A 16,422-nucleotide genomic window follows, 5' to 3' on the forward strand; every position below is an offset into this window, starting at 1 on the left:
ACCCTTACCGAGGCTTTGATCCCCTTGCAGGATTAACCTCACAATACTCTGGCTCATTACTGAACGGCCTTCATGCTGATTTTATTCTTTCGCTCGCTCTAGCAGCAATCCTCACCCTTCCACACAAAGCCTTTTCGGGTTTAAGCTTTGTGCTACTTTCAGCCTTTTACACAGCAAACCTAGAGCACATACGCTACAACATGGCCAACATTGACCTGTCGCTTATTGGCCTTGGAGCAGACCCAACATTTTTGGCTGCACAGTTAACCCCAAATCAATTTGTGACATTTGGGACATTTTTGGCGATAGGTGCTGGCATTTCGACCCTTAGCCTTATTAGGTTTGGTAACTGGGTCACTACTGCCCTTACCGCAGTCGCCCTGCCCTTTGCGTTCGCACCTCTATTTACCATCAATATCGCTCAGCCGATGTGGCTACAAACGCACCCACTGCTACCATTTGGCGCAAGCAAGAAACTTGATAGCGACGACCGTGCGTTCACTTGGAATGACCGATCCCGCACGGCTTTACCGATCGTAGAAGCAGGAAACCAACGCAAGAATCTACTGTTAGTTTACCTTGAAGGCGTATCCGAAGTCAGCCTACGAAACGGCGATATGCCCAACCTTCAGGCATTGGCAGAGACGCAAACATATTACTCGCGTTACTTTGCCCACCAACTTGTCACAGTCAACGGCCTATACTCAACCCTGACCGGCCAGCTCCCTACGTTTACCGGCTCGAGCAGCGATTTGCTTTGGTTTGACATGAAAGCCAACGATGCTGAGGTTGCCGGATCTCTGCCTAACCGACTTAGCGCGATTGGCTATCACACGGCCTTTATACAAAGTGCCGAGCTTAGCTTTATGAGCAAAGACAAAATGCTTCCGATCTTGGGATTTGACGAAATCAAAGGCGATGGCGCTTTCGAGGCATGGCACTCAAGAAACGGGTGGGGCGTCGATGATTTGACTTTGTTTGAAAACGTAATCGCGACGATTGATGTGCAGCCCGAAGAACAACCCTGGATGATCGCGACGCTGACAACAGGGACCCACGCGCCATACAACATACCCTCTGACTTTCTGCCCAGCGAACCATCGGACCGAATCCGTGCCCTCAAGTGGGCCGACGAAGCGGTTGGCTTCCTGACGCAAGCGCTGGAAGCTCGAAACCTATTAGAAAACACAATCGTGGTATTCACGTCCGACGAGTCTCGCGAACAATCAGGCGGCACACCGCTCGAAGATGAAATCGCCCTTAATTGGTTGCCCCTCATCATATTGGATTCGGACAGCCCTGCCGGAGAGTCTCGTGACTACATCATGGCAAGCGATCTGCCATTCTTACTGATGGGAAAAGTAACAGGAACGGAACAGGCAATATCACGAGCAACGAGCGAACCCATTGTGTTTGGAAACATTATCGGACGAAGGTTCTTTTGGTATGAACCAACCTCACTTGAGCTGTGGGCCTGCGACACAGCCGACTTCGCGTGTGGGCAATACTCTGAAGTAGCTGACCTAGGAGATCTTAGCCAGATTTCATCTGTAAAGAAGGCCTTCTTTCCCAACCTCCAAGCAGTAGTTAACGGCCAATAGCAAAAGTTATACGTGCATAGCGTGTTGGTTGGTTCAGATTTGAGAGATTAGGCCAACAAACCAACCCGAAGCTTAGACATCACCAATAAAAAAAGGCGCGGGTGGCATATACCATCCGCGCCTCATCTGACTTGGTCAGATCGATTTATTCGTTGCCAGTTGCCGAAGCTACATCAACGGATACGCCTGGGCCCATTGTAGAGCTTACGGCGATCTTTTTCATGTATGTGCCTTTGGCGCCTGCTGGCTTCGCTTTGCCAACTGCGTCAACAAACGCCAGCATGTTTTCTTCCAGCTGCTTAGCAGAGAAAGAAGCCTTGCCGATACCTGCGTGTACAACACCAGCTTTTTCAGCTTTGAACTGCACTTCGCCGCCTTTAGCAGCTTCAACAGCCGCTTTAACGTCCATAGTCACAGTACCAACGCGTGGGTTTGGCATCAGGTTGCGTGGGCCAAGAACTTTACCCAGACGACCAACAACACCCATCATGTCAGGTGTCGCGATGCAACGATCAAAGTCGATCTTGCCGCCCTGAACAGTTTCCATCAGGTCTTCTGCACCAACGATGTCTGCACCAGCTGCTTTTGCTTCGTCAGCTTTTTCGCCACGTGCGAAAACAGCAACACGAACAGTTTTGCCTGTGCCGTTTGGCAGGCTTACTGTGCCGCGAACCATTTGGTCAGCGTGACGTGGGTCAACACCCAGCTGCATTGCGATTTCGACTGTTTCGTCGAATTTCGCTTTTGCGTTGTCTTTGATCAGAGCAACAGCCTCAGAGACAGTTACGTTCTGCTTGCCTTCGAACGCAGCGCGAGCTGCGGTTGTGCGCTTACCGAATTTTGCCATTACTTGACCTCCACACCCATAGAGCGGGCAGAGCCCATGATGATCTGCATTGCGCCTTCGATGGACGTCGCGTTGAGGTCCTTCATTTTAGCTTCTGCGATTTCACGAACCTGCTTAGCAGTGATCGAACCAGCAACAGCTTTACCTGGTGTGTTTGAACCAGACTTCAGCTTGGCAGCTTTCTTGATGTAGTAAGACGCAGGTGGCGTCTTGATTTCCATCGAGAACGACTTGTCCGCGTAATATGTGATTACGGTTGGGCAAGGTGCGCCGTTTTCCATGTCAGCTGTTTTCGCGTTAAACGCTTTACAGAATTCCATGATGTTGATGCCGCGCTGACCCAATGCTGGGCCTACGGGTGGGGATGGGTTTGCTGCACCTGCAGGAACCTGCAGTTTCAGTTGTCCAACAACTTTCTTGGCCATGGGGCCTCTCCTTTTTCAGCGGTGGATTAAAATCCACCCTACAATGCCCCCGAAGGGACGGCTTTGCCGTGGTTCGGGCGATGCCCTCCCACGTCTGAACACACGGATTACTGTTTAGTAACCTGCGTGAATTCCAATTCGACCGGTGTTGCCCGGCCAAAGATCGAAACAGTCACTTTCAAGCGCTGGTTCTCTTCATCGACTTCTTCAACCATACCGTCGAAATCTTCGAACGGACCTTCGTTAACTTTAACCTTCTCGCCAATGTCGAAGTGGATCAGCGTACGTGGCGCATCTTCGCCCTCTTGTACGCGACCAAGGATGGCCTGCACTTCGGCATCACGCATTGGCATCGGGCGACCTTGCGGGCCCAAGAAACCTGTGACGCGGTTGATCGAGTTAATCAGGTGATAACCTTCGTCCGACATTTCCATGTGAACGAGCACGTAACCGGGCATAAAACGGCGCTCGGTCGTGACTTTCTTATTGCGACGGACTTCGATGACTTCTTCAGTCGGCACCAGCACTTCATCGATTTGCTCGGCAAGGCCTTGCTCTTCCGCTTTTGTGCGGATCGCTTCTGCGATTTTCTTCTCGAAGTTCGAGAGAACGCTTACTGAGTACCAACGTTTCGCCATGTGTCAAAGCACCTTGTCGTCGCCGACCACAACGGGCCGTATGTTCAAATTAATCCCAACAGCGTCGCTGCGAGTCCCGAAAATAAAAGCGGCGTGAAGCTCGATTCGCCGCACGCCATTTTCTGGAGTTTGTGGCTCTTACCGCCGACACCCAATGTTTTCAAGGGGTGAACGGTAATTTCCGAACCGGATTAGCTACCGAAGTAGTCCAACACCGCAGTCAAACCACCCCGAATGGCCAAATCCACAAGTGAGAAAAAGATCGCAGCAAGAGCGGCGAGAATAAACACCATGATCGTGGTCAAAATGACCTCACGGCGCGTCGGCCATACGACCTTAGAGACCTCAGCACGGACCTCTTGGAAAAACTTGACGGGATTGGCGATGGCCATGACATATCGTCCTTTGTGGAAACACCCGGCGACATACGGCGTTCGGGCGACAATTTCAAGCCCGCAGAACGTTCATTCCTTGCGTGGTGACAACATCGTCACCCCCTCCAAAGCGTTGATCGCCGCGATCTGTGTTTCATAGGCCTGAGTCGCCGCTGCATGTTGAGCCACAGAAAACCCGTCGAAGCGCTTGTGACCGCTTTCAACTGGGAATTTCTTGCGCGCTACCTGCGCTAAATCACCCTCTTCGCCCAGATCATGCTGCGCGAGGGTTTCGGCGACAGCCTCAGTCGAAAGCCGCGGGTTGATACGTCCCTCAATCGGCGACACAGAGGACCGAACATCAGCCCCGCATAGCGAAGCGCAGACATCGTCGAAGACTGCGTTGTAATCCTCATAGGTCCATACGACCAAATTATTCACTTCGGGAACCGCGCGAAGCCTTTGCACAAGCCCGAGCCAATCAACGCTTTCGACGGGACTCAGCTTCAAGAACTCTTCGAGCGGAAGGATCTTACCGCCAAGCAGCTGTTGCGAATATACTGAGTTTAGAAAAGGTGCCGGATTTCGGATGCCCAAGAAAATATCGATCGGGCGACCAAGCGCCTGCGCCAAGCGGGATACTTTAATTTCAGCCCGAGGATAGTACATCTCAATCCGCTGCCGACGCGGATTTGCCAAAGTACCGATAAAGTTTTCTTCGCTGAACACCAAACGCTGTGCGCCTTTGCGCATCAATGCCAACTGATCCTGTGGTGACCGCTTGCTGCGCCCGGCACCACGCCGTGGCCGCAAACCAAACAGGGCCGATATCGTGCGCCCAGGAAGCCGGAAATGTTCGGGGCCGTAGTAGCGGACACCTGCATCGATCAATTGATCCGACGCCAACAACAATGACCGCTGCAAATGCGAAGTTGCGGTCTTGTGCGCCCCAACATGGAACGCGATCGAAAAATCATCTGTCGGCATGCTTTAGTTTTGATCCTCCGGCATAGCGGCAACGATCTGGTCTGGCAGGGGCATGGAGACTCGAACTCCAGACCTACGGTTTTGGAGACCGTCGCTCTACCAACTGAGCTATACCCCTAAGACCAGTTGCCGGACTAGTCTGAAAATCTGACCGGATCAAGAGGCAACCGGCACAAGACTTGCCATCATACGCAAAAATGTGAAAACAACACCAAGATTTTTGCTAGAAAGGCCCTGCCCTCGTGTCACTTCGCCGTCGCATCGAACAATCAGAATGGCTCCTCGCGCTGGTTGCGCAGCTTGTTGGACGGTACTTGGACCTGTGTAATCGACGAATCCACTGGAAAACCGAAGGATTGGACGAATTGGAGGCCGCGCTCAAAGAAGGGCCTGTGCTACTCGTCCTTTGGCACAGTCGCTCTGTGATGGGGGCGATACATTGGCCAGTTAAGGACGGCCAACTATCCAGCCTGCATGATACCTCGCCCATAGCGCGCCTTACAGGTGCGATTCAGCGACGGTCTGGGCTGCTTCCCATTCAGATGTCAGGCAAAAGATCGAATCGTTCCGCCTCTAGGGTCGTGTTGAAGCGGGTCAAAGAGGGTGTCAGCATCGGGATCACAGGTGACGGACCGGTTGGGCCAGCGCATGAGCTCAAAGACCCACCACTTGAGTGGGCACGCGCCACAGGGATGCCCATCTTTTGCTACGCTTACTCGCTCGACAAGGGACGACGACTAGATTCATGGGATCGGATGCTCTTTCCTCGCCTATCTGGGAATGGCGCTTACGTGTACCGGCGATTTGATAGAATCGCTGATCGCAAGATGGAAGCGGACGAAATCGAAACCCTGCGCGCAGATTTGCGTAAATTCATGCAAGACACAACGGCACGGGCTGATGAATTGCTAGGCCTTCCGCCTGGACCCTAGCGCACGGGCCGCTGAAACGAAGCTCTGGCGCGCTCCGCAACCTCGCGCGACGCACAGCCAACCGCGTGATCATTGATCAACCCCATGGCCTGCATGAAGGCAAATGCGGTTGTCGGGCCAACAAACTTCCAACCGCGCTTCTTTAGCTCTTTTGACAAGGCGACAGAAGCCGGCGAAGTCGAACGGCTTTGTGGTTCAACACCTTCGTCTTGCGGTTCAAAGCTCCAAACGAACGCCGCGAGCGATCCTTCGGCGTCCACGAGCTCACAACAACGCTGCGCGTTATTGATTACAGCCGTGATCTTGCCGCGATGGCGCACGATCCCCGCGTCATTCAGTAGCCGTTCAACGTCTGCGTCGTCGAAATCTGCGACCTTCCGAAAATCGAAACCTGCAAAGGCCGCAAGAAAATTCTCGCGCTTAGCTAAAATCGTCCGCCAGCTCAGCCCCGATTGAAAGCTTTCGAGGCATACCTTTTCGAACAAACGAATATCGTCCCCAACGGGATAACCCCACTCATTGTCATGATAGGCGATGTAATCTTCGGTGGCAGAACACCAACCGCAGCGCGGGATATTGTCAGTCGGGGACGTAAAGAGTGGCATAACAAAAACTTATCCTAAGTGGACGTATGTTCACTTTAGGCTAGAAGCCCCCCACGCAAAAGGCCGCTCCATTTCTGGAGCGGCCTTTCGTTTATGTCGCGTGTGTCGGGGAGAACCCCGACCTACGGCTTATTCTACGATTTTAGAAACAACGCCGGCGCCGACTGTGCGGCCGCCTTCGCGGATCGCAAAGCGCAGACCGTCTTCCATCGCGATTGGTGCGATCAGCTCAACGTTGAACTTCAGGTTGTCGCCTGGCATGACCATTTCTGTGCCCTCAGGAAGAACAACAGTGCCGGTCACGTCAGTTGTACGGAAGTAGAACTGTGGACGGTAGTTCGCGAAGAATGGTGTGTGACGACCGCCTTCTTCTTTGGTCAGAATATATGCTTCTGCTTCGAACTTTGTGTGTGGTGTCACAGAACCTGGCTTACAAAGAACCTGGCCACGCTCAACTGCTTCACGGTCAACGCCACGCAGAAGTGCGCCGATGTTGTCGCCTGCTTCACCGCGGTCAAGCAGCTTGCGGAACATTTCAACACCAGTACATGTTGTTTTCTGTGTGTCTTTGATGCCAACGATTTCAATCTCGTCACCAACGTTGATCACGCCACGCTCAACACGGCCAGTCACAACTGTACCACGACCAGAGATCGAGAACACGTCCTCAACTGGCATCAGGAACGGCAGGTCAACTGCACGTGCAGGTGTTGGGATGTATGAATCAACAGCTTCCATCAGCTTAACGATAGAATCTTTACCGATATTGTCGTCACGCTCTTCCATCGCAGCCAAAGCTGAACCTGGGATCACTGGAATGTCGTCGCCTGGGTAGTCGTAAGACGACAGCAGTTCACGGATTTCCATTTCAACCAACTCAAGCAGCTCTTCGTCGTCTACTTGGTCAACTTTGTTCATGTAAACAACCATGTACGGGATGCCAACCTGACGACCAAGCAGGATGTGCTCGCGTGTCTGTGGCATTGGGCCGTCTGCTGCGTTCACAACCAAGATCGCGCCGTCCATTTGAGCAGCACCAGTGATCATGTTCTTGACGTAGTCGGCGTGGCCGGGGCAGTCAACGTGTGCGTAGTGACGTGACTCAGTCTCGTACTCAACGTGTGCTGTAGAGATCGTGATACCACGTGCTTTTTCTTCTGGCGCACCGTCAATTTGGTCGTACGCTTGGAAGTCACCAAAGTACTTGGTGATCGCTGCTGTCAGGGTTGTTTTACCGTGGTCAACGTGGCCGATTGTACCAATGTTAACGTGCGGCTTATTACGTTCAAACTTTTCCTTAGCCATTTAGCGGGCCCTTAATTTTGAGGGGCCACATCGGCCCGGTCCAACATCGCGGGCGATGTATTGGGAAATGACTCGGAAATCAAGGGAAATACGACATAAAACAAGAGCTGTGATACACTTGAACCATCAACCAAAGGAGCAACCATGCAACTCGGCGCTTTCTCCATTAGTTTGAACGTAAAAGACATCGCTAAATCGCGCGCATTCTATTCAAAAATTGGCTTTGTGTCGTTTGGCGGTGACGTTGAACAAGGCTGGCTTATGATGCGAAATGGATCAACTGTCATTGGTCTTTTTAACGGTTTCTTACCCGCAAATTCGCTCACGTTTAATCCGGGGTGGGATCAGTATGCAGACGACCTCGACAGTTATGACGACATCCGAGAGCTACAGAAAAATTTCAAAGCGAATGGTATAGTCATCGAAAACGAAGTTGATGAAAATTCAACCGGTCCAGCCAGCTTTATTCTGCGTGACCCAGATGGCAATCCGATCCTGTTTGATCAACATCGGTAAAGATGGGGCGCGAAACGCCCCACCCTTTGGTCGCTTTAGCCAACCCGTTCGTTATCATCACGCTTGACCGCGATGATTGCCGAACGCGGCAGCATGCCTTCTCCGTCAGGGAAAGGTGCGGTCGGGTGCTGGATGCCAACAAACATCGTGCGTTTATCAGCAGACCACGTCAGGCCTGTTACCTCGGACCCGTTTGGACCTGTCAGGAAGCGTTCGATTTGGCCGGTAGCGGGGTCGCCTGCCAGCATTTGGTTGTTGCCCATCCCAGCAAAGTCACCCTCGTTATCGTCGTCACCGTCGGTCTGGATCCATAGCATGCCAGTACTATCAAACTGCATCCCGTCGGGCGAATTGAACAGGTTGCCTTCGTTCACGTTGTCCGAACCGCCATAGGCACCTTCGTGCACCGTGGGATTGCCCGCCATCACGTATAGGTCCCATGCAAAGGTATCTGCGGCGTGATCGTCGTTGCTTGGGTACCAACGCACGATTTGACCGTAGTTGTTTTCATCTCGTGGGTTTGGACCGTTGGCCGCCGTGTCATCGCCGCCCGCGTTTGGTTTTACGCCACGGTTCTTGTTGTTGGTCAGGGCGCAATAGGCCTCGACCGCGACAGGGTTCACGGCAACCCATTCGGGGCGATCCATCGTGGTTGCGCCGACTTTAGATGCAGCCTGTCGCGTAAAGATCGCGATTTCAGCCGCGTCCATTCCGGTTGCTTCAGGTGTCAGCGCCACCCATTCGCCTGTCAGGTCGGTGTTGAACTTCGCCACATAAAGCTGCCCCTCATCAAGTAACGCAGATGTTGGGCCACCCGGGGTGTAGACGCCAGAAGACACAAATTTATACAGAAACTCACCGCGCTCATCATCGCCCATATAGACGACAACGCGGCCATCTGGTGCGACGACCGCCGCTGCGTTTTCGTGCTTAAACCGGCCCAGCGCTGTGTGTTTGATTGGCGTCGATGATGGATCCGTCGGATCGATTTCTACGATGTAGCCAAAGCGATGCGGCTCATTTGGGTTCTTTGATGTATCGAAACGCGCATCGAACTTTTCGTAAGCATAGCGACCTTCCATGCCGATGCCATAACGGGCGTAACCGTCAGGCGCAGTGAATTCTGGATCGGTCGAACCAAAGTAACCGTTAAAGTTTTCTTCGCAGGTCAGATAAGTCCCCCAAGGCGTCTTACCTGCGCCACAGTTGTTCATCGTACCCAACACGGTCGTGCCTTCCGGGTCTGCCGCAGTCTGCAACAGCGGGTGACCAGCCGCAGGACCAGCGATTGTCATCGGCGTGTTTTGCGTTATGCGGCGGTTCAGATCGCTATCTTTGACAATCGCCCACCCCTCAGCGCCTTCGGCGATTTCCATTACCGTCACACCCTGCATGTTTTGCAGTGTCAGCACATCATCTGCGCTTTGCACCTCTCCGCCGGTATGCGGAAGGTTAGCTTTGGTGTTTACGTATTCGTGGTTCACCGCAATGACCTGACGACCATCGACAACAAATGCCTCCATCCCGTCAGTGTTTTCGCCAAACACACGGTCAGAGCTAGCAACCGAAACGCCCGTTTCTTGGCTTAGCTCTTCGGCGTCCGAAAACAGCGGCTCGCCCCATTTCGCAAGAGCATGCCAGCTGTAACCATCAGGGACATGGACGGTGAAATCAGTCTGGGCCGCGATCGGTGTGAAGGCGAAGCGGCTAGCCGTTTGTGCCTGTGCAGATGTGCCAGACAACAAACCAGCACCCATCACAGCCGCGCCAGAGCCATAAGCAACAACGCCAGTCAGGAACCCGCGACGCGACAAAGCGGCATCGACAACACCATCAAAGTCGGTGGTTTCAGCAGCCGGTCGCTGCAGTTCATCCCATTCATCCCAGGACAGATCATAAGTATCGTTCGAATGCATCGCGCTTGCTCCTTGCTGGCGTGTACCGGCGGGACGCTAGGCGCGAAATTTTGCAGTTTCGTGACAGTTTGCGCCGCCCTGCGACGGGCGGCGGCAATTAGTTGAACTTATTGTCGCGTGGGAAACCACGTGGCGCCATACGCCCAGCGCTCGCACGCTTACCTGTCCACTCGTCCAGCTCTGTCTCTGTACGCGTACGACCAGCCGGATCAAGCCAGCTAAGCCCTTCGGCGCGAGTGAACGTGGTCGCGTCAGACATGCCGCCGTCTTTGTACTTTTGCAGACGAACGCCTTTGCCACGGCCCATTTCGGGTAGTTCATCCAGCGGGAACACCAGCACCTTGCGGTTCTCCCCGACGACAGCAACTGAATCGCCATCGACGCGCTTACAGACACGGGCAACGCCGCTTGCAACGTTCAGCACCTGTTTACCGGTCCGAGTTTGCGCAACGACATCATCCTCTGGCACGACGAAACCATTCCCCTCGGCCGAAGCAAGCAACAGCTTGGCACCGGGTTTGTGGATCAGGATGTCAATGATTTCGGCCTCATTGGGCAGATCAATCATCAGACGCAGTGGTTCACCCATTCCACGCCCACCCGGTAGGTTGGCGGCAGATACGGTATAGAAACGGCCGTTCGCACCAAACACCAATAAGCGATCAGTTGTTTCGGCATGGAAAATAAAGCGCGGCCCGTCACCGTCTTTGAACTTTAGCTCACGGGTCAAGTCGATGTGCCCTGTCATGGCACGAATCCAACCCATTTTAGAGCAAACAACGGTAATCGGCTCTTTTTCGATCATCGCTTCAAGCGGGACTTCGACCACTTCGGCAGCTTCCGCGAATTGCGTACGACGCGCACCACCCAGACTATCGCGACCGAACACCTTGCGGGTTTCGCGCAGCTGTTCGGCGATCTTGGACCATTGCAGGTCATCGCTTGCCAGCAGATCTTCGATACCGGCACGTTCTGCACGCAGCGCATCACGTTCAGCGATCAGTTCCATTTCTTCAAGCCGGCGCAAGCTGCGCAGACGCATGTTAAGAATCGCTTCGGCCTGTGTCTCGGTCAGCGCGATTTCTGGATCGTCCCCGACGGGTGACTGATAATCGGCCTCGGATGTGGCACGGACATGTTCCTTGGCCCAGTCTTCGACCATCAACGCCTTTTTCGGGTCGTCATCATAGCGGATGATATCAATCACGCGATCCAAATGCAGGAACGCGATGATAAAGCCTTCCAAGACCTCAAGCCGGTGATCAATCTTTTCTAGACGATACTTGCTGCGGCGCACCAAAACTTCACGGCGGTGATCCAAGAACGCGCGCAGCACTTCCTTGAGCGAACACACCTTTGGGGTCACGCCATCAATCAACACGTTCATGTTCAGGCTAAACCGCGTTTCCAGATCAGAATTGCGGAACAACATGCCCATCATGACTTCTGGATCGACGGTTTTTGCGCGTGGCTCAAGAACAATGCGGATGTCGTCAGCAGATTCGTCGCGGACATCGGCCAGCAATGGTACTTTCTTCAGCTGGATAACTTCGGCCAGCTTTTCAATCAGCTTCGACTTTTGAACCTGATACGGAATTTCGGAAACGACGACCTGCCATGTGCCGCGGCCAAGGTCTTCGACCTCCCACTTTGCGCGCAAACGGAACGCGCCGCGCCCCGTACGATAGGCGTTCGCGATATTTTCAGGCGGCTCAACAATCACGCCGCCAGTCGGGAAATCTGGACCGGGGATATAGTTCAACAGCGTATCGTCACGAGCATCAGGCGTTTTGATCAGGTGCAAACATGCGTCGATCAATTCGTGCAGGTTATGCGGCGGAATGTTCGTCGCCATACCCACGGCGATCCCGCTTGATCCGTTAGCCAACAGGTTCGGGAAGGTCGCAGGCAGAACCGAAGGCTCTGTCAGGCGGCCATCATAGTTGTCACGAAAATCAACGGAATCTTCAGATAGACCTTCCAGCAACGCTTCTGCGGCGGCGGTCATCCGGGCTTCTGTGTAACGCGACGCAGCGGGGTTATCGCCGTCGATGTTACCAAAGTTACCCTGCCCGTCGACAAGCGGATAACGCACGTTGAAATCCTGTGCGAGGCGGGCCATCGCATCATAGATGGCCATATCACCATGCGGGTGGAAATCACCCATGGTGTCACCGCTAATTTTAGCTGACTTCAGGAAACCACCCGTCGGCGACAACCGCAGCCGGCTCATTGCATAAAGGATACGCCGGTGAACAGGCTTTAGCCCGTCACGCGCGTCCGGCAAGGCACGGTGCATGATCGTTGACAGCGCATAGGTCAGGTAGCGATCACCAATAGCCTTGCGAAGCGTTTCAGTCGTGTCGATTGGCCCCATTGCGGGCTCTCTGCTCTTATCATTCATGCCATTTGGTTTAGCGGGCGGAAAATCTGGCGTAAAGAAAAGAAAATTCCCCGTTTTTGACAAACTAATATCTGAGCATCTAGAGACACACCAGTTTTACGATTCGTTGTAACCCTGTAGGGGATGTACCAGTGACCAAGTTGTTAGTAGTGACCAGCCTGATTCTTTTTTGGGCTATGTTTGAAATGTCCGGCGGAAAGTCCTTCACCCCGGGGACTGACCGACCAGAACCAGTTGCGCAAAAATCTGAGACCCTGATCGAAAAGGCTCAGATGCCGGTTGTGACGACTGTCGCGCTAGAAAAAGCAGTGATCGTCGAAAAACCGCTGACCGATGCGTCATACGTCCCGTTTCATGAACCAATCATCAGCCGTAACGAACACGTTCAGAACATCCTTTTGGCTTCGTACAATGAACCAACGACAATGACCGATGCCACTTTGGTGCGCGATATTCGTCGTGTGACCGGCGACCGTGTTAATGTACGCCAAGGCGCCGGAACCGAGCATGGTGTGGTTGGCAAAGCGAACCGCGGCGACGAAGCTGAAGTCATCACAGTGGACGGTGACTGGGCCCAAGTTCACCTGATCAGTACAGGTGAAACCGGCTGGATGGCTTCTTGGCTTTTGACCGAGTAATCAGCGCCCTAACGACGAACACATAGACCAATCTGGGAACCTTCCCGCCGCTTTGTGGTTCTTTTACCAACAAAGCAATGGAAGAACCTCAGATGTACAAGTTTATGATTTCAACAAGCTTATTGTTCGCTTGGGCGTTTTTTGAATTGTCGGGCGGGTTCGATTTTGAGCCCGGCTGCCGCAGTTGTGATGCAACCGAAAATATAGCGACAGACACACAATCCGCCCCTTCCAACCAACAGCTTGCCGCGAGCTTTCCTGTCAACACATATGACTACGTGCCGTTTCACGACCCTATCATCGAAGCCGCGAAACCTGTCGTGACAGCACAAGCTGCGCCAGCATCCCCGATGGTCATTCAGGCCGCGTATTCCACTGACGATACGACAGGCCAGCAACCTCAAAAGCCACGACAAGACCTGCGCGTCGTCACTGGCGACTGGGTGAACATCCGCGATGGTGCAGGCACCAGCTTTGCTGTCATGGACACTGTGCCCCACGGAACCGAAACGGAACTGCTTGATATGCGCGGCGACTGGGCGAAGGTGCGCTTGCTCGAAAGTAACGAAATTGGCTGGATCGCGTCGTGGCTGATCAGTGACTAACCGTCGACTTGCCACATCGCATTGAACACGGCACACATGCCGCATGACACAAAAAACCATTCTTATCACAGGCTGTTCATCCGGAATCGGGTATGATGCAGCACATGGATTGCGGGACGCCGGATGGCGCGTCTTCGCCAGCTGCCGCCAACAGGTAGATTGCGATCGGCTAAAAGGCGAAGGATTCGAAAGCCCGCTTATCGACTACGCCAACGGCGAAACCATCGTCAGCGGGCTGACCGAAGTACTTGAGGCGACAAATGGCACGTTGGACGCGCTGTACAATAACGGCGCCTTCGCCTGCCCCGGCGCCCTTGAAGATCTGCCAACCGACGGCCTGCGCGCGATTTTTGAAACTAACGTCTTTGGCTATCATGAACTGACCCGGCACGTGATTCCGGTGATGCGCGCCCAAGGGCATGGGCGGATCATCAACTGCTCTTCTGTGCTTGGGCTGGTGCCACTCAAATGGCGGGGGGCATATGTTTCGACCAAATTCGCGCTTGAGGGATTAACCGACGTTCTTCGGATCGAAATGCACGGCACCCCAATCAAAGTCATCCTTGTAGAGCCGGGCCCAATTACATCAGACATCCGCAAAAACGCGATCCCGCATTTTGAGAAATGGATCGACTGGGAAAACTCTGCGCGCGTCGAAGAATACAAAGACGTCATGTCACGGCTATATACAGACAGCGGACCTGACAAATTCGAATTACCTGCCTCAGCGGTCACCAAAAAACTGCTACACGCACTGACATCTACACGCCCAAAACCGCGCTATTACGTCACAACGCCAACCTATCTTATGGGGTTTTTGCGACGTATCCTGCCAACGCGGTGGTTGGACGCATTGATTTTGCGCGGCTAAAGGGTTTCTTTGCCGCAAATGCCCGCTACATGGCTGGCAATGCTCTTGAAGGATAAGACACATGGCGAATGACCCGTTTTTTTGGATCGTTGCAATCGCAGCGCTGGCCGTATTGGCGATTTTGCTATTTGGCATAGGCACATTCGGCAAAGGCGGCGAATTTAACCGCAAATACGCCAATAAAATAATGCGCTGGCGGATTGGAGCGCAATTCGTTGCGGTCGTTCTAATCATTGCCTTCGCGTATCTACGCAGCCGAGGGGGCTAATCTATGGTCGTTTTGAATAAGATCTATACCAAAACAGGTGATGCGGGTGAAACCGCGCTTGGGAATGGCGACCGCGTTGCCAAACATGCGCTACGCGTGAATTCCTATGGCACCGTCGACGAAACAAACGCGACCGTCGGTCTGGCGCGCCTACATGCGACCGGTGAAATCGACGCACAATTGGCGATGATTCAGAATGACCTGTTCGATTTAGGCGCGGACCTATGCCGCCCCGACATGGAGAAAGACGCCGAAGCAGAATACCCTGTCTTGCGCATGTCCGGTGCACAGGTCGAGCGGCTCGAGATCGAAATCGACGCGATGACCGCCCGCGTAGACCCATTGCGTAGCTTTATCCTTCCCGGCGGATCAGCGCTTGCCGCGCATCTACACCTTTGCCGAACAGTATCACGCCGCGCCGAGCGTCTTGTCGTTGAACTATCAGGCAGCGAATCCGTGAACCCCGCTGCAGTAAAATACCTAAACCGCCTGTCTGATTGGTTTTTCCAAGCCAGCCGCATCGCCAATGCAAACGGCAAAGAAGACGTACTCTGGGTACCCGGCGCAAACCGTTAAGCAGCGGTGGGTTAAAACCCACCCTACATATGAAATGACATCGACCGTTTCTTTTCAAGAGAAGCCACGGCAAGACGGCTTCCACTCAGTACAGAAGCTCTGAGAGCTCTGGATCGTCAACACCTATTGGACACTACATCTTTAGCTACGGGTTCGCCGCGCTCAACTCTCGTATCAATGATTGACGCGCGACAGGGTTTGGGAAGCTCAAAACCCCATCGGTCTTAATAATTTCAACAATATAGGGCCGGTTTAGTGGTGGATCAGGCCAGTTCCCTATCCCCAAAATTTCGGGAATCAAGGATCTACGCAACGTCTGGGTCTGATCGACAAAGATCTGGCCGGCCGCACTGCTAGTAAAGGCCTTGTACCGAGCAAGCTCTAACGGAGATAAATAGTCGCCCCATTCGTTAATAGGATCGCCCTGTCGTTCTCTTAACGAATGTGAAAAAAAGTCATTTTCGTTTGCAATTGACAACAATTTCCTTCCGGTAGGAGTTCGAAGAAAAGCTGCGATCTCTGACAAATGATCGGGCCCGTAACCGTCAATAACAAGCCCTGACACACGGATTTCCAACCGCTCCATAGCTTCATCTGCAGCAATTTCTGGCATCAATTCCGTGAAGCGCCCTCGATCCAATATGACCACTCCCCGTTCACGTAGTGCACTCTCATAAATCTCTACGCTGAAACGTCGATTGGATTGGTAGGCACTATCCCAGTAGTATTGGTCGATGAAGTGTCGCATGAACAGTTCCGCGTCATCTTGCGGACTTGCCAACACCGCTCCGCCTGAAAAAGCCAGCGTAAAGACCAAAATTTGCCTCAACATCTGCTTTCCATATTTTTTGCAGGTTGTTGCCAGAAACTTGATTACTGACAAATGTGTGGCTTCTCTAATATATTTGTTGTGT

General features: G+C 53.2%; 18 protein-coding genes and 1 tRNA gene. 8 read left to right on the forward strand and 11 right to left on the reverse strand.

The features are described from left to right. Window positions 1-200 precede the first annotated feature (200 nt). A complete protein-coding gene (locus ACHUEV_RS07570) occupies window positions 201-1,601 on the forward strand; it encodes an LTA synthase family protein (protein WP_394178545.1) in 1,401 nt (466 codons plus the stop codon). A gap of 145 nt (window positions 1,602-1,746) precedes the next feature. Here the strand turns inward: ACHUEV_RS07570 and rplA are convergent, their stop codons facing one another. The 6 genes from rplA to ACHUEV_RS07600 all read right to left on the reverse strand — a co-directional run bounded on the left by rplA (window position 1,747) and on the right by ACHUEV_RS07600 (window position 4,990). Then, the gene (gene rplA, locus ACHUEV_RS07575; protein ID WP_394178547.1) at window positions 1,747-2,448 is read right to left on the reverse strand and encodes a 50S ribosomal protein L1; all 702 of its coding nucleotides are present in this window, start codon (window positions 2,446-2,448) and stop codon (window positions 1,747-1,749) included. Then, window positions 2,448-2,873: a 50S ribosomal protein L11 gene (rplK, locus tag ACHUEV_RS07580; RefSeq protein ID WP_394178549.1), complete on the reverse strand. Its 426-nt coding sequence runs from the start codon at window positions 2,871-2,873 to the stop codon at window positions 2,448-2,450. Before rplK ends, rplA begins: the two co-directional genes overlap by 1 nt. Window positions 2,874-2,980: 107 nt before the next feature. Then, a complete protein-coding gene (gene nusG, locus ACHUEV_RS07585) occupies window positions 2,981-3,511 on the reverse strand; it encodes a transcription termination/antitermination protein NusG (protein WP_394178551.1) in 531 nt (176 codons plus the stop codon). Window positions 3,512-3,702: 191 nt separating this feature from the next. Then, entirely contained in the window at window positions 3,703-3,903 is a 201-nt protein-coding gene (secE, locus tag ACHUEV_RS07590; RefSeq protein WP_394178553.1) for a preprotein translocase subunit SecE, read from the reverse strand. A gap of 72 nt (window positions 3,904-3,975) precedes the next feature. Then, complete coding sequence (locus ACHUEV_RS07595; RefSeq protein WP_394178555.1) at window positions 3,976-4,872, reverse strand: hypothetical protein; 897 nt, start codon at window positions 4,870-4,872, stop codon at window positions 3,976-3,978. A gap of 42 nt (window positions 4,873-4,914) precedes the next feature. Beyond that, window positions 4,915-4,990: transfer RNA gene (locus tag ACHUEV_RS07600), tRNA-Trp, on the reverse strand. A 124-nt stretch (window positions 4,991-5,114) separates the two neighbouring features. Here ACHUEV_RS07600 and ACHUEV_RS07605 point away from each other — a divergent pair. Beyond that, window positions 5,115-5,804, forward strand: a complete 690-nt coding sequence (locus ACHUEV_RS07605) for a lysophospholipid acyltransferase family protein (RefSeq protein ID WP_394178557.1) — start codon at window positions 5,115-5,117, stop codon at window positions 5,802-5,804. Here the strand turns inward: ACHUEV_RS07605 and ACHUEV_RS07610 are convergent. Both ACHUEV_RS07610 and tuf read right to left on the reverse strand, forming a co-directional pair. After that, window positions 5,801-6,409 (reverse strand): DNA-3-methyladenine glycosylase I, encoded by a 609-nt coding sequence (locus tag ACHUEV_RS07610; RefSeq protein ID WP_394178559.1) that lies wholly within the window; start codon window positions 6,407-6,409, stop codon window positions 5,801-5,803. The genes ACHUEV_RS07605 and ACHUEV_RS07610 overlap by 4 nt on opposite strands. A gap of 129 nt (window positions 6,410-6,538) precedes the next feature. Beyond that, the gene (tuf, locus tag ACHUEV_RS07615) at window positions 6,539-7,714 is read right to left on the reverse strand and encodes an elongation factor Tu (RefSeq protein ID WP_394178530.1); all 1,176 of its coding nucleotides are present in this window, start codon (window positions 7,712-7,714) and stop codon (window positions 6,539-6,541) included. Window positions 7,715-7,858: 144 nt separating this feature from the next. On the opposite strand from tuf, the gene ACHUEV_RS07620 reads away from it, so the two are divergent. Next, window positions 7,859-8,230 carry a VOC family protein gene (locus tag ACHUEV_RS07620; protein ID WP_394178561.1) on the forward strand — a complete coding sequence of 124 codons (372 nt, stop codon included), beginning with the start codon at window positions 7,859-7,861 and terminating at the stop codon, window positions 8,228-8,230. 35 nt (window positions 8,231-8,265) lie between these two features. On the opposite strand, the gene ACHUEV_RS07625 is transcribed toward ACHUEV_RS07620, so the two are convergent. Both ACHUEV_RS07625 and ACHUEV_RS07630 read right to left on the reverse strand, forming a co-directional pair. After that, window positions 8,266-10,146: a PhoX family protein gene (locus tag ACHUEV_RS07625; RefSeq protein WP_394178563.1), complete on the reverse strand. Its 1,881-nt coding sequence runs from the start codon at window positions 10,144-10,146 to the stop codon at window positions 8,266-8,268. A 97-nt stretch (window positions 10,147-10,243) separates the two neighbouring features. Beyond that, complete coding sequence (locus ACHUEV_RS07630; RefSeq protein ID WP_394178565.1) at window positions 10,244-12,523, reverse strand: DNA topoisomerase IV subunit A; 2,280 nt, start codon at window positions 12,521-12,523, stop codon at window positions 10,244-10,246. A 158-nt stretch (window positions 12,524-12,681) separates the two neighbouring features. On the opposite strand from ACHUEV_RS07630, the gene ACHUEV_RS07635 reads away from it, so the two are divergent. From ACHUEV_RS07635 to ACHUEV_RS07655, 5 genes are all read left to right on the forward strand, one after another. Continuing rightward, window positions 12,682-13,188, forward strand: coding sequence for an SH3 domain-containing protein (locus ACHUEV_RS07635; RefSeq protein WP_394178567.1), 507 nt, complete (start codon window positions 12,682-12,684; stop codon window positions 13,186-13,188). 92 nt (window positions 13,189-13,280) lie between these two features. Further along, window positions 13,281-13,793, forward strand: a complete 513-nt coding sequence (locus tag ACHUEV_RS07640; RefSeq protein ID WP_394178569.1) for an SH3 domain-containing protein — start codon at window positions 13,281-13,283, stop codon at window positions 13,791-13,793. Between the two features lie 43 nt (window positions 13,794-13,836). Continuing rightward, entirely contained in the window at window positions 13,837-14,664 is an 828-nt protein-coding gene (locus ACHUEV_RS07645; protein ID WP_394178571.1) for an SDR family NAD(P)-dependent oxidoreductase, read from the forward strand. Between the two features lie 61 nt (window positions 14,665-14,725). After that, window positions 14,726-14,932, forward strand: a complete 207-nt coding sequence (locus ACHUEV_RS07650) for a twin transmembrane helix small protein (RefSeq protein WP_106358356.1) — start codon at window positions 14,726-14,728, stop codon at window positions 14,930-14,932. Between the two features lie 3 nt (window positions 14,933-14,935). After that, a complete protein-coding gene (locus ACHUEV_RS07655) occupies window positions 14,936-15,508 on the forward strand; it encodes a cob(I)yrinic acid a,c-diamide adenosyltransferase (protein WP_394178573.1) in 573 nt (190 codons plus the stop codon). A 145-nt stretch (window positions 15,509-15,653) separates the two neighbouring features. On the opposite strand, the gene ACHUEV_RS07660 is transcribed toward ACHUEV_RS07655, so the two are convergent. After that, complete coding sequence (locus ACHUEV_RS07660; RefSeq protein ID WP_394178575.1) at window positions 15,654-16,391, reverse strand: hypothetical protein; 738 nt, start codon at window positions 16,389-16,391, stop codon at window positions 15,654-15,656. Window positions 16,392-16,422 lie beyond the last annotated feature (31 nt).

Source organism: Yoonia maritima (assembly GCF_043641945.1).
Taxonomy (GTDB): Bacteria; Pseudomonadota; Alphaproteobacteria; order Rhodobacterales; family Rhodobacteraceae; genus Yoonia; species Yoonia maritima_B.

Coding starts and splice junctions, on each gene's coding strand:
- ACHUEV_RS07570 (WP_394178545.1), top strand. CDS start 201: ATGGCCAACATTGACCTGTCGCTTATTGGCCTTGGAGCAGACCCAACA.
- rplA (WP_394178547.1), bottom strand. CDS start 2,448: ATGGCAAAATTCGGTAAGCGCACAACCGCAGCTCGCGCTGCGTTCGAA.
- rplK (WP_394178549.1), bottom strand. CDS start 2,873: ATGGCCAAGAAAGTTGTTGGACAACTGAAACTGCAGGTTCCTGCAGGT.
- nusG (WP_394178551.1), bottom strand. CDS start 3,511: ATGGCGAAACGTTGGTACTCAGTAAGCGTTCTCTCGAACTTCGAGAAG.
- secE (WP_394178553.1), bottom strand. CDS start 3,903: ATGGCCATCGCCAATCCCGTCAAGTTTTTCCAAGAGGTCCGTGCTGAG.
- ACHUEV_RS07595 (WP_394178555.1), bottom strand. CDS start 4,872: ATGCCGACAGATGATTTTTCGATCGCGTTCCATGTTGGGGCGCACAAG.
- ACHUEV_RS07610 (WP_394178559.1), bottom strand. CDS start 6,409: ATGCCACTCTTTACGTCCCCGACTGACAATATCCCGCGCTGCGGTTGG.
- tuf (WP_394178530.1), bottom strand. CDS start 7,714: ATGGCTAAGGAAAAGTTTGAACGTAATAAGCCGCACGTTAACATTGGT.
- ACHUEV_RS07620 (WP_394178561.1), top strand. CDS start 7,859: ATGCAACTCGGCGCTTTCTCCATTAGTTTGAACGTAAAAGACATCGCT.
- ACHUEV_RS07625 (WP_394178563.1), bottom strand. CDS start 10,146: ATGCATTCGAACGATACTTATGATCTGTCCTGGGATGAATGGGATGAA.
- ACHUEV_RS07630 (WP_394178565.1), bottom strand. CDS start 12,523: ATGGGGCCAATCGACACGACTGAAACGCTTCGCAAGGCTATTGGTGAT.
- ACHUEV_RS07640 (WP_394178569.1), top strand. CDS start 13,281: ATGTACAAGTTTATGATTTCAACAAGCTTATTGTTCGCTTGGGCGTTT.
- ACHUEV_RS07645 (WP_394178571.1), top strand. CDS start 13,837: ATGACACAAAAAACCATTCTTATCACAGGCTGTTCATCCGGAATCGGG.
- ACHUEV_RS07650 (WP_106358356.1), top strand. CDS start 14,726: ATGGCGAATGACCCGTTTTTTTGGATCGTTGCAATCGCAGCGCTGGCC.
- ACHUEV_RS07655 (WP_394178573.1), top strand. CDS start 14,936: ATGGTCGTTTTGAATAAGATCTATACCAAAACAGGTGATGCGGGTGAA.